Genomic DNA, 12087 nt, shown 5'->3' on the forward strand with positions numbered 1-12087 from the left:
GCGGGTGGCGGCCCCTTGCGAGCGAGCAAGGGGCCGCCACATTCGCTAGCTGCCTGCGGTGAAGTGGTCGAACTCGCCGGCCTTCGCACCCTGGAGGAAGGCCGCGAACTTGGCAGCGCTCGTACGGACGATGACGTCGCCCTCGTCGGACTCACGGAGTTCGATCACTCCGTCAGCACCGCGCACCTCGACACACTCGGAGTTCGCGCCTGAATAACTGGACTTCTGCCAGGAGGAGTTACGCATACTTGCTTTCCGTATCCTTCTTCATGGATCGAATGAACTCTCGGGATTCGTCTTCCGACAGGGCCGCCGAGTCGATCCGGGCGATCAGAGTGCGAAACCTGGCCAGATGGGCCGGCGCATCAAAGAGAACGTTGCCGAGCCCTGAATCCAACTGCGCCGTGTCCAGCTCTGGGATCGAGCCTTCGGCATAGGTGAAGTTCTCGTGCGCGAGCGGAAGAGTGTCGACGTCGAACAGCACTACTCGGATCGAAATGGCCGGCCGGTCGGAGTCCTCGATGAGGCTGCCGAGCTGTTCAGCTTGCACGACGGGGCCACTGAACTGCATCCGCAGCGCAGCCTCGTGGATGTACGCAACGTACGGGACTTCGCTGGATCGAACGACGTGCTGTCGCTGTATGCGGAAGGCCGTCCTCAGATCGACCTCATGGCGCGGGAGGGGCGGCAGATTTCGCGCGAAGACGGCAGACGCATAGGCGCTGGTCTGGAGCAACCCCGGGATGAAGGCCATTGTGTACGTCGAAAGTCCACGCGCACGGCCTTCGATCTCCGCTACCTCAAGGAAGTCCGATGACAGACTTCCGCGGTACTCCTCCCACCAACCTCCCCTGTCGCGGTCTGTGATGATCTCCGCCAGCGCCTCGACCAGCGGCTCATTGACGCACATGCACAGTGCAGCGATCGTGCGCAGGCGCTCGACGCTGATGCCGGTCCTGCCGCTCTCCATCTGGGTCACGTGGGCGGGATTGATGCCCAACGCACGTGCGAGCTGGCTGCCGCCGAGGCCGGCCTGCTCCCGTATCCTGCGCAGTTCGGCACCCAACCGCAGCTGGCGGAGAGTCGGGTTCGATCGAAGTGCCATGGGGACCAGTCCGCCTCAGTGCTGCCACCACGTTCGGGGGAACTTCCCACAGATCGCCACAGATTTGTGGCGTGTCGCGCTACGGTCATGCCCGACGGTCCGGATGGACCGTCAGCAATGCCTTCATTCCAGGCAGTAGGCGCCTGCTGGACTCCGCCGCGTGAGCCGCCCGCCCGTCGCGCCGGACGACCCCCGGATGCACGACTACACCGCGCCGCAGATCACCGCGCTCCTCGGCGAAGTGCACCGGCGGGGCCTGCGGTACGGCCTCCTCTGGGGTTCGGCCTCGGCCGGGGAGAGCACCCTCGACGGGCGTCTGCTCGTCGACTTCGGCAACGCGCCCGTGAGCACCCTCCTCAACCTCCTCCACCTCCTGCGCGACACCGACCGGAACGCGGCGTGGGACCGGTGATGCCGCTCCTCCGGGACGGCGAACCGCGCTGAGCACGTGCGAAGGCCCTCGCCCAGGGAAGGGGCGAGGGCCTCGCGGTTCGTCCGACAGGCTCCGGGTCAGCCGCCGGACGGGTTCCGGTTGCCGCCGGCCGCACCTCCGCCGAAGCCTCCTCCGCCGAAGCCGCCGGCGGCAGCGTTGCCTTCGACGAGCTGACTGGCGGTGTAGCCACCGTTGGCGTCGGGGGTGCCGACGACGGTCACGCTCTGGCCGGGCTGCAGGTCGGTGACCTTGCCGTCCTTGTTGAGCTGGACCTTCGTCGCGTCGCCGGTGGTGACCTTGACGGTGTTGCCATTGGAGTCTGTCAGGTACACGACGTTGCCGTCCACGGCTTTCACGGTGCCCCGGGCGAAGCCGGGCTGTCCGCCCTGTCCCTGACCCTGCCCGGTGCCCTGGCCCCTACGGCCCGAGCCGTTCTGTCCGGCGCCGGCCTGCCCGTACCCGCCGCCCGCTGCGGGGCGCTGAGCGCCGGCCGCCGCAGCCGGCCGGGAGGACTTCCCGGCGGGGGAGCCGTTGTTCTGCTCGTACCAGACCCCGCCCGCGAACGCGCCCGTCGCGATCACGCCACCGGCCAGCACCAGGCTGATCCAGGGCAGCTTCCGGCGCGGCGGCGCGGCCAGTTCACCGCTGACGTCGCGGGCGTCCGGCGGGGTGGAGAGCAGGGCGACCTGCTCGGCCTGGGTACTGCTGACCGTGGCGATCTCGTTGCTGCTCATGGGTATGGAGTCCTACTCGTGCCGGAGGGCGTCGATCGGCCGCAGCGAGGCGGCCCGGTTGGCGGGGTAGCTGCCGAAGAACAGCCCGATGGCGACGGCGATGCCGAACGCTCCGAGCACGGATTCGGGGATCACCACCGGCTTGATGCCGACGATGCTGAAGTGCGAGCCGACCATGCCGGCCGCCACGCCCAACCCCGCTCCGATCACCGACAGCAGCGTCGACTCGGTCAGGAACTGCCCGAGGATCACCGCGCGCGGGGCGCCGAGCGCCTTGCGGATGCCGATCTCCCGGGTCCGCTCGGTCACCGTCACCAGCATGATGTTGGTGATCCCGATCCCGCCGACGAGCAGCGAGATCGCCGCCACCGCGCCGAGCAGCACGGTGAAGGTCTTGGTGGTGCTCTCCCTCGCCGTGAGCAGCGAGGCCTGGTTGGTGATCCGGAAGTCGGCCTTGGACGGGTCGCTGATCGCATGTGCCGCGAGCAGGACCCGGGTGATCTCCGACTGGGCCGCCGTGGTGGTGTCCGCCGAGGCGGCCTGCACCAGGATCTGGTTGACCGCGCCGAAGCCCGTGAAGGCGTTCTGCACGGTCGGCAGCGGGGCGATCACCACGTCGTCCGGGTCGGTGAAGCCGCTGCCGCCCTTGGCCTGCAGCACGCCGACCACGGTGAACGGGGTGCCGCCGAGGACGATCTGCTTGCCGACCGGGTCCTCGGTGTCGAACAGCTGCTTGGCCGTGGTGGCGCCGAGCACGGCGACCTTGCGCGAGCCGAGCACGTCGTCGTTGGTGAAGTACTCGCCCTTCGCGACCTTCTGGTTGGAGGTCTCGAAGTACGCCGGGTAGGTGCCGACGATCGAGCCCGGACTGTACGAGATGTTGCCGTACAGCGCCGTCCCGCTGGTCGTGACGACGGGGGCCACCGACTTGATCGCGGCGGAGGCGCCGGCGTCGCTCGCCAGCGCCTTGGCGTCCGCGACCGTGAGCTTCTTCACCGAGGAGGCCGCCCGGGCGCCGCCGGCCGCCGAACCGGAGCTGACGGTCAGCGAGTTGGTGCCGAGCGAGGTGATCGAGTCCTTGACCGCGACCGACGAGCCGTTGCCGACCGCCAGCAGCAGGATGACCGAGGCGACGCCGATCAGCACGCCGAGCATGGTGAGCGCCGAGCGCACCTTGTTGGCGGCCAGGCCGCCGACCGCGAAGCGGAGTGTCTGCCAGAGGATCACGCGGGCACTCCCAGGTCGTGGAGGGCAGGTGGCGGCCCCTCCACCGGGGCCTGCCGGATGTCGCTGACGATCTGCCCGTCGACGAGTCGCAGCACCCGCTTGGCGTGCCGGGCGACCTCGTCCTCGTGGGTGATCAGGACGACCGTGCGGCCGGTGGCGTTGAGCCCGTCGATCAGGCCCAGCACCTCCTCCGTCGAGCGGCTGTCGAGGTTGCCGGTCGGCTCGTCGGCGAGCAGCATCGCGGGCGCGGTGACCAGTGCCCGCGCCACCGCGACGCGCTGCTGCTGGCCGCCGGAGAGCTCGTTGGGCTTGTGCCCGGACCGCTCGCCGAGGCCGACCAGGGAGAGCGCGGCCAGCGCCCGGCGGCGGCGCTCGGAGGCCCGCACGCCGGCGTAGGCGAGCGGCAGCTCGACCTGGGAGAGGGCGGTGGTGCGCGGGATCAGGTTGAAGGACTGGAAGACGAAGCCGATCTTGCGGTTGCGCACCAGGGAGAGCTGCTGCTCGTCGAGGTGGCCGACGTCGACGCCGTCCAGCAGGTACCGGCCGGAGGTCGGGACGTCGAGGCAGCCGAGGATGTTCATCAGGGTGGACTTGCCGGAGCCCGAGCTGCCCATCACGGCGACGAAGTCGCCCTGTTCGATGTCCAGGCTGACGCCCTGGGGCTCGCCGGTCTCCGGGTCGTCCGGGCCGCGCAGCGCGTGCACGGTGGCGTCGCCGTGCCCGTACGACTTGGTGAGCCGGCGGATCCGGATCACCGGCACGGGCGTCGCGGGGACGCGCTTGTCGATGACGTGACGCATGCTCAGCCTCGACCGCCCCGGCCGCCGCCCGCTCCGCCGCCACCGGTACCGCCACCGCCCGTGCCGCCGGGGAAGACCCCGCCGCCCGCGCCGTTGCCGCCCCGGCCGTTGCCGCCGGCGCCTGGGAAGGAGCCGTTCGGGAAGCCGTTGGTGCCGCTGGTGGTGGGGAGTTCGACCTTGTCGCCCTCCTTCAGACCGGAGACCACCTGCACCGTGCTGTCGCCCTCGACGCCGACGCCGACGTCGACCCGCTCGGAGCTGCCGTCCTCGTGCAGGACGGTCGCGGTGCGGGAGGTGCCGGTGCCCGACAGGGCGGCGGTGGGCAGCGAGAGCGCGTTGTCGGCCTCGCCGGTGATCACCTGGACGGTGGCGCTGAGGCCGGTGCGCAGCGTGCTGGTGTCGCCGGTCAGCTGCAGCGTCGCCGAGTACTGGACGGCGGAGGAGCCGGCCGCGCCGCCGGATCCGCTGCTGCTGGGCAGCGAACTGATCGACAGGACGGTCGCGTTGAGCTTGGTCTCGGACTGCGCGTTCAGCGCGACAGTGGCCGCTTCGCCCTTCTTCAGCTTGAGCGAGTCGAGCTCGGAGAAGTTCGCGGTGACCTGCATGCCGGTCGGGTTGGTGAGCACGATGAAGCCGCTGGGCGCGCTCGCACCCGTGCTGGTGCCGGTCGACTTGGTGGAGGATCCGGAACCGGTGGAGCCGGAGGCGGTCGCCCCGACGGTGTCGCCGACCTTGTTCGAGATCGAGGCGACCGTGCCGTCCACCGTGGCGGTCAGGGTGGTCCCGGCCAGCGCCGCCTGGGCGTTGGAGAGGCTGGTCTGCGCGGTGGCGACCTGCTGCTGGGCCTGGGCCACGGCCGCGTCGTCGACCTTGGTGGTGGTGATGGTGGTGGTCTGCGGGGCGGGCGTACTGCTCCCGCCCGCCCCGCGTCCGCCACCGCTGCTGCCCGATGCCCCGCTCGTCGCGCCGGGCAGCGGCTCGGTGGTCGTGGTGGTGACCCCGGCCTGCGCCTTGGTGAGGTTGGCGTTGGCCGTGGTGAGGGCCACCCGGGCCGCGTCCACCTGCTGCTGGGCCGCTGTGGTGTCGACGGTGGCGAGCACCTGGCCCTTCTTGACGGCGTCCCCGACCGCGACCTTGACCGCGGTGAGCTTGCCGCCCGTGGTGAAATCCTGGGCCGCGTCGGTGGGAGACACCAGGGTGCCGGTTCCGGACACGGTGGCCAGGACCGTTCCCTTGGCGACCGTCGCCGTACGGGCCGTGGGCTTGGCCGAAGCCGGGCCGGAGCTTCCGCTGACCGTGGAGTACACCAGGGCCGCACCGCCCAGCAGGGCCACGCCCAGCGCGGAGTTGACGAGGACGGCACCGCGCCGCCGTGGGAGCACCTTCATGCCGGACAGCTTCGCGGGGACCTCTTGCGTCGCCCTGGGCGCCGGCTGGGAGAAGACTGACCGGTCGGATCCGGGCATGCCGGACATAACATCCTCCCTGTGCCGCCCGCTTGGCCGCTCCGTGGCCGACCGTTGGCCGAACTCCCAGCAGGCTCCCAGCGATCCACAGCCATCCGGGAGCGAGCCGGGAGCGAGCCGGCCCCCGCGCCCGGCGCCCGCACCGGCGCCCGCGCCCGGTGGACGGAGCACCGGGGCACCGCGCCGGAACGCCGCAGGGGCGCGCCGACGACCGGCACGCCCCTGCGACTGTCAGCAGCTCAGGAGGGGTTTCAGAGCGTCTTGCGGAACGCCTCCGCCACCGACAGGAAGATCGAGTTTCCCTCGGTCTCGCCGATCGACACCCGCACGCCCTCCGGGAACGGCCGCACCATCACGCCCGCCTCGGTGCACGCGGCGGCGAACTCCGCCGAGCGCTCGCCCAGCCCGAGCCAGACGAAGTTGGCCTGCGAGTCCGGGATCTCCCAGCCCTGGACGCGCAGCCCGGCGACCACCCGGTCGCGCTCCCCGACCAGCGCGTCGACCCGCTCCAGCAAGGCCTCCTCGGCGCGCAGCGAGGCGACGGCGGCGTTCTGGGCGAGCTGGTTCACGCCGAACGGGACGGCGGTCTTGCGCAGCGCGGCCGCGACCGGCTCGTGCGCGACGGCGAAGCCGACCCGCATGCCCGCCAGGCCGTACGCCTTGGAGAAGGTGCGCAGGACGCAGACGTTGGGGCGGTCGCGGTAGAGGTCGATGCCGTTGGGCACCTCGGCGTCGCGGATGAACTCGATGTAGGCCTCGTCCACGACCACCAGGACGTCGCCGGGGACGGCGTCCAGGAAGCGCTCCAGCTCGGCGCGGTGGATCACGTTGCCGGTCGGGTTGTTGGGGTTGCAGACGAAGATCAGCCGGGTGTTCGGGGTGATCGCGGCGAGCATCGCGTCCAGGTCGTGGTCACCGCCTGCGGTGAGCGGCACCGGGACGGGGGTGGCACCGGCGATCCGGGTGATGATCGGGTAGGCCTCGAAGGAGCGCCAGGCGAAGATCACCTCGTCGCCCGGGCCGGCCGTGGCGAGGATCAGCGACTGGGCGACGCCGACCGAGCCGGTGCCGGTGGCGATGTGCTCGGCGGGCACGCCGAAGCGCTCGGCGAGCACCTCGGTGAGCTCGGTGACGCCCATGTCGGGGTAGCGGTTGAGCGAGCCGGCCGCCTTGACCGCCGCCTCCAGCACGCCCGGCAGCGGGTCGTACGGGTTCTCGTTCGAGGACAGCTTGTAGGCGTCGGCGCCGGCCGGCTTGCCGGGCTTGTAGGTGGGGATGCCGTCCAGGGTCGGCCGCAGCCGCGGGCCCTGCGCTGACGTACCACTGCTCACGGTCGTACTCCGTTTCCAGAAGTTGCACAACTGTCCGGTGCGCTCGCCCGTCACGGACGGGGTCGCCCCCCGTGCCCGGGATCTCCTGACGCGCCCGGACCACCCCGGTCGGGTGCTTTGCACGATACCGAGCGCCCTCACCCGTAGGAGTGAGATGCCCGGACGGGCTACCGGTGCAGATCAGCCATTCTGCCCGGTTCCTTTGGCACATGTCAGAGGTAAGAGGCCAGGTTTCGGGAGGGTATCGAAGGGGCGCACCCCGGCTCACTCGTGGAGAAACGTATCTCCGAAGGCTCCCGATGCGCCGGTCACAGACCCTTGTCAGGAGCCATACGATCGGTCCGCCATGACAGCAGCAGCCAACCAGAGCGGTCGGCGACCCACCACCTCAAGGCGCCTGGAGCGGGCCGGCATCCGGGATGTGGCGGCAGCCGCCGGAGTGTCGATCACCACCGTCTCCGACGCGCTGAACGGTAAGGGCCGCCTGCCCGACGAAACCCGCAGCCGGGTGCGCGAAGTCGCAGAGCGCCTCGGCTACCGCCCCTCGGCCGCGGCCCGCACCCTGCGCACCGGACGGTCCGGCCTGATCGGGCTGACCGTCACGACCTACGGAGAAGAACCCTTCACCTTCACCGAGTTCGCGTACTTCGCCGAAATGGCCCGGGCCGCCACCAGCGCCGCACTCGGCCGCGGGTACGCCCTGGTGGTGCTGCCCGCCTCCTCGCGCCACGACGTCTGGGGCAACATCGCCCTGGACGGCACCGTGGTCATCGACCCGCCCGACCAGGACCCGCTGGTGAGCGAGCTCTACCGGTCCGGCGTCCCGGTCGTCAGCGACGGCAAACCGGGCAACTGCCCGGTCACCGCCTGGGTCGACAACGACCACGAGGCCGCCGTGCTCGGCATCCTCGACCACCTCTCCGAAGCCGGCGCCCGCCGGATCGGCCTCCTCACCGGCACCAGCACCGACACCTACACCCGCCTCTCCACCGAGGCCTACCTCGGCTGGTGCGCCAAGGTCGGGCAGGAACCGGTGTACGAGGCCTACCCGGCGCACGACCCGGCGGCCGGCGCGGTCGCCGCCGACCGGCTGCTCGCCCGCCCCGACCGGCCGGACGCCGTCTACGGACTGTTCGACCCCAACGGGACCGACCTGCTCGCCGCCGCCCGCCGCTACGGCCTGCGGGTGCCCGACGACCTGCTGCTGGTCTGCTGCAGCGAGAGCGACGTCTACGCCGCCACCGAACCGCCGATCACCACGCTCTCGCTCAAGCCGCGCAAGATCGGCACCACCGTGGTCAACCTGCTCATCGACGCCATCGAGGGCGTGGACTCCGGGACGGGCGTCGACATCGCGCGGCTCTTCCCGCCCCGCTTCCGCACCGCCGGCACCGGACCGCCCCCGGGCACCCTGATGCCGACCGAGCTGATCGTCCGCGCGTCCTCCCAGCGCCGGAGCCCGCGCACCACCGTCAGCCCGCCCCGCCCCCCGGGCGAGGTCTAGACCGTTGCCGCCGACCGGCGTCGACGGGGCGTCCGCCTGGACGCCCACGGGACGCCGGACCGGCCCCCCACCGGGCCGCGTCCGGGCCGCGTCCGGACCCCCGTCGGACCCCGGTCGGACACCGACCGGAGCCGGGCGAGCACGAAAGACGCCCGGCCAGAGCTGACCAGACCACATCGAGCCAGGACAAAACGGACCACGAAGGGCCGCCCGGCTGACGCTCCGGAGGATTGGATGCCCACCAGGTGACGACGGCGGGAGAGTGGTCTTCCTATGATGGGCGAATGACACCCGAGGACCGCTTCCCCGGGCCCGAGCACCCCCACTCGGGCCCCCGCCACCAGCCGGACCTCGACGTGCTGCCCTACGGCACCTATTACGAACCCGAGCCCGCCCAGGGCTACCAGGGCACCCCCTACGACGCCGAGACGTACAGCGGCTACGGCGGCGCCCGCTACCTCGAACAGCACTGGCACACCGACGGCCAGGGCCACACCGTGCACGCCCAGGGCCACGGCGCGGGCAACTCCCAGGACCAGGCACCGGTGTTCGCCCACCAGGACCACCCCGGCTACGACGGCCAGGAGCACCCCGGCTACGACGGCCAGGACCACGGCACCTACGAGAGCCGGGACCACGCGGCCTACGACGACACCAGCGGCTACGACGACCGCGCCGGCTACGAGCCGACCCTCCCCGACCAGCCCTCCCCGGCCCTGCAGCTCGCCGGTCGCGACGACCCGCCGACCATCGAACTCGGCCCGCCGCTGCCGGACCCGGCCGCCCCGACCTACCCGTACCCGGCACCCGGACCCGGCGAGCCGCCCGGCCCGGTCTACGTCGTCGGCGACGTGCACGGCTACCTGGAGGAGCTGCGCGCCGAACTCCACCACCAGGGCCTGATCGACGCCGACGGCCACTGGTCCGCCGGCCGCGCCCGGATCTGGTTCCTCGGCGACTTCACCGACCGCGGCCCCGACGGCATCGGCGTCATCGACCTGGTCATGCAGCTCGCCGCCGAGGCCGCCGCGGCCGGCGGCTACTGCCGCGCCCTGATGGGCAATCACGAACTGCTCTTCCTCGGCGCCGCCAGGTACGGCGACGAGCCGGTCCAGTCCACCGCCGGCACCGCCTCCTTCCTGGCCGCCTGGCGGCTCAACGGCGGCCAGCAGAACGACCTGGACCGCCTGGAGGCGCACCACATCAGCTGGCTGTCCCGGCTCCCCGCCATCGCGCTGGAGGACGACCACCTGCTGCTGCACTCCGACACCACCGCGTACCTGGAGTACGGCGAGTCCATCCCCGACGTCAACGACGCCGTGCACGGACTGCTCGCCGACGGCACCGTGGACGAGTGGTGGGACTGCTTCCGCCGCTTCACCAAGCGCTTCGCCTTCCGCGGCGACGCCGGGCCGACGGCCGTCCACGAGCTGCTGGACACCTACGGCGGCCGCCGGATCGTGCACGGGCACAGCCCGATCCCGTACCTCACCGGCGCGGTGCACGCGGACGACGGCCAGCCCCCGCACATCCCCGGACCGTACGTGTACGCGGACGACCTCGCGGTGGCGATGGACGGCGGCGTGACCATGGAAGGGCGCCTGCTGGTCGCCCGACTGCCCATCAACTAGCGCCCCGGCCAAGCCTCTCCGTCGAACGGCAGTTCCCGGCGCCCGGGCCGTCGCACGCGCGCGGCCCGGGGCGCGAAATTCCGGAAACCGACTGTCAGCCCGGGCGCCCCCGCCCCTACCATGAGGCACACCACACCCGGCCGCCCGTCCGGCGGCCCGCCTCCGCGTCCGTTCCGGCGCCCCGAGGGCGCCCGCGCCCCCGGGACGGAACGAACGGGGTCCGCACGAACGGGGTCCCCATGTCCGACAACCCCCCGCCACTGCTCGCCGAGGACCGCCCGGAGTACGAGCGCCTCCTCGCCGAAGCCCTGCGCGACCGCACCGTCCTCACCGCCCTGCGCGCCCCCGGCGCGCTCACCACCGACCGACTGCGCATCCGCGCGCTGCGCGACGCCGACGGCATCAACGCCGCGGCCGCCACCGAGTACGCGCACTACGCCCGGCTCCGCGAGAGCCTGCGCACCACACCCCCACCGCCGCCCGGCACCGAGCCCACCGCCCCCGGCCTGCTCACCCAGCTGCGCTCCGCGAACGGCGGCGCCGGGCTCTTCCCCGTCCTCACCGTGCTCACCCCGATCCTGGCCTGGACCGCCGCCGTCCTCCTGCTGCTGATCGGCTACCTGCTGCGCGCCGCCGACCCGGACCTCGCCCTCGCCCGCTCCCTCGTCACCGCCGGCTGGGTCGCGCTCGCCGCCGGGGTCGCCGCGATGGCCATCGGCATCGTCGGCCTGTTGCTCACCGCCATACGCGACGGCGCCTCCGCGGCCCCGGCCGGCACCGACCCGGAGCTCGCCGCCGAACTCGCCGACGCCCGAGGCGAATGGCGCGCCGCCCTGCGCGACCGCGGCCTGCTGCCCTACCTGCACGCCGCACTCCCGCCCGTGCCCGGCAACTCAGGCAGCGTCGGCGGCGCCGACGCCGGCAGGGGCGGCAGGGGCAGCGGTGAAGGGGCAGCCGAAGGGCCCGGCACCGGCGCGGATCCCGGCCCCGCCGAAGGACCCGACTTCAGCAGCCCCGACTTCAGCAGCCCGGGCTACACCTCCCCCTCCTTCACCAGCCCCGGCCCCGACGGCCTGACCGACCCCGAGGGCCGCACCACCCGCCCCGCCGCGTTCACCACCCCGGACTTCACCGGCCCCGGCTACACCCCGCCCGCCTTCACCGGGCCCGACGACGTCACCTGAACCGCCGTCAACCCGGCGGCGGCACCGCCCGACCGCCGCGCACCGTCGCCGAGCAGCCTCGCGGTCAGCGCTCCCTGGCCGCGCGCGATCCACCGCACCGGGCAGCGCAGCAGCACGTAGAGGCACAGACCCCAGCCCGCCGCGTGCACCGCCCAGACGCCGGCCATGGTCGGGCCGCCCCACGCCTGGTGGTAGTCCGTGTCCAGGTACCAGACCGGGTAGCCGAAGTTCCGAACCGAGTTGAACAGCGCGTACCCCACCAGGACGAACGCCGCCGCGTCCAGCGGCAACCCGAACAGCACCCGGCCCAGCACCCGGCCACCGGTCCAGCCCGAGACGCCGGACACCCGCCCCTGCCACCGGGCGGCCCGCCGGGGCTGCCCGGCCAGCACCAGTGCCGCCCCCGCCACCCCGGTCGGCAGCGCCAGGAAGGCGCCTGCGGCGGTGATGACATGACGGCGGATCGCGGACATTCTCGGGCTCCTCACCCTCGTGCGGCTGATGGCCCCACACTCCCGTGCCGCCGCCCGCCCGGTCGTCACACCGCGGAGCCGGATCCGCCGTCATACCCCGGTACTACGGCTTCCGCTTCCGCACGTCCGCCAGCGCCCGCAACTCGGGACGGCCGTCCGAACGCGCGGCCGCAGCCGCGCAGTCGCCCTGATCCGCTCG

Annotated in this window: 12 protein-coding genes; 4 read left to right on the plus strand and 8 right to left on the minus strand. The window is 72.3% G+C overall.

Annotated features, from left to right (window positions below; translation table 11 throughout):
* Positions 1 to 45: 45 nt before the first annotated feature.
* Both AB0D10_RS21650 and AB0D10_RS21655 read right to left on the minus strand, forming a co-directional pair.
* Positions 46 to 246: a DUF397 domain-containing protein gene (locus AB0D10_RS21650; protein WP_360258677.1), complete on the minus strand. Its 201-nt coding sequence runs from the start codon at positions 244 to 246 to the stop codon at positions 46 to 48.
* Positions 239 to 1105 (minus strand): helix-turn-helix transcriptional regulator, encoded by an 867-nt coding sequence (locus AB0D10_RS21655; RefSeq protein WP_360258680.1) that lies wholly within the window; start codon positions 1103 to 1105, stop codon positions 239 to 241. Before AB0D10_RS21655 ends, AB0D10_RS21650 begins: the two co-directional genes overlap by 8 nt.
* A gap of 160 nt (positions 1106 to 1265) precedes the next feature.
* Between AB0D10_RS21655 and AB0D10_RS21660 the strand changes: the two genes are divergently transcribed.
* Positions 1266 to 1517 carry a hypothetical protein gene (locus AB0D10_RS21660; protein WP_360258683.1) on the plus strand — a complete coding sequence of 84 codons (252 nt, stop codon included), beginning with the start codon at positions 1266 to 1268 and terminating at the stop codon, positions 1515 to 1517.
* A gap of 98 nt (positions 1518 to 1615) precedes the next feature.
* On the opposite strand, the gene AB0D10_RS21665 is transcribed toward AB0D10_RS21660, so the two are convergent.
* The 5 genes from AB0D10_RS21665 to hisC all read right to left on the minus strand — a co-directional run bounded on the left by AB0D10_RS21665 (position 1616) and on the right by hisC (position 7096).
* Positions 1616 to 2272 carry a hypothetical protein gene (locus AB0D10_RS21665; RefSeq protein ID WP_360258686.1) on the minus strand — a complete coding sequence of 219 codons (657 nt, stop codon included), beginning with the start codon at positions 2270 to 2272 and terminating at the stop codon, positions 1616 to 1618.
* A 12-nt stretch (positions 2273 to 2284) separates the two neighbouring features.
* Positions 2285 to 3499 (minus strand): ABC transporter permease, encoded by a 1215-nt coding sequence (locus AB0D10_RS21670; RefSeq protein WP_360258689.1) that lies wholly within the window; start codon positions 3497 to 3499, stop codon positions 2285 to 2287.
* Positions 3496 to 4299, minus strand: coding sequence for an ABC transporter ATP-binding protein (locus tag AB0D10_RS21675; protein ID WP_360258692.1), 804 nt, complete (start codon positions 4297 to 4299; stop codon positions 3496 to 3498). Before AB0D10_RS21675 ends, AB0D10_RS21670 begins: the two co-directional genes overlap by 4 nt.
* 2 nt (positions 4300 to 4301) lie before the next feature.
* Positions 4302 to 5687, minus strand: a complete 1386-nt coding sequence (locus AB0D10_RS21680) for a biotin/lipoyl-binding protein (RefSeq protein ID WP_360258695.1) — start codon at positions 5685 to 5687, stop codon at positions 4302 to 4304.
* A 329-nt stretch (positions 5688 to 6016) separates the two neighbouring features.
* Positions 6017 to 7096, minus strand: coding sequence for a histidinol-phosphate transaminase (gene hisC, locus AB0D10_RS21685; RefSeq protein WP_360258698.1), 1080 nt, complete (start codon positions 7094 to 7096; stop codon positions 6017 to 6019).
* Between the two features lie 346 nt (positions 7097 to 7442).
* Here hisC and AB0D10_RS21690 point away from each other — a divergent pair, with 346 nt between their 5' ends.
* The 3 genes from AB0D10_RS21690 to AB0D10_RS21700 all read left to right on the plus strand — a co-directional run bounded on the left by AB0D10_RS21690 (position 7443) and on the right by AB0D10_RS21700 (position 11415).
* Positions 7443 to 8600, plus strand: coding sequence for a LacI family DNA-binding transcriptional regulator (locus AB0D10_RS21690; protein ID WP_355668971.1), 1158 nt, complete (start codon positions 7443 to 7445; stop codon positions 8598 to 8600).
* A 284-nt stretch (positions 8601 to 8884) separates the two neighbouring features.
* Positions 8885 to 10231 carry a metallophosphoesterase gene (locus AB0D10_RS21695; RefSeq protein ID WP_360258702.1) on the plus strand — a complete coding sequence of 449 codons (1347 nt, stop codon included), beginning with the start codon at positions 8885 to 8887 and terminating at the stop codon, positions 10229 to 10231.
* A 239-nt stretch (positions 10232 to 10470) separates the two neighbouring features.
* Positions 10471 to 11415: a hypothetical protein gene (locus tag AB0D10_RS21700; RefSeq protein ID WP_360258705.1), complete on the plus strand. Its 945-nt coding sequence runs from the start codon at positions 10471 to 10473 to the stop codon at positions 11413 to 11415.
* Here the strand turns inward: AB0D10_RS21700 and AB0D10_RS21705 are convergent.
* A complete protein-coding gene (locus tag AB0D10_RS21705; RefSeq protein ID WP_360258708.1) occupies positions 11373 to 11888 on the minus strand; it encodes a hypothetical protein in 516 nt (171 codons plus the stop codon). The genes AB0D10_RS21700 and AB0D10_RS21705 overlap by 43 nt on opposite strands.
* Positions 11889 to 12087 lie beyond the last annotated feature (199 nt).

The organism is Kitasatospora sp. NPDC048545 (assembly GCF_040651155.1).
GTDB lineage: Bacteria > Actinomycetota > Actinomycetes > Streptomycetales > Streptomycetaceae > Kitasatospora.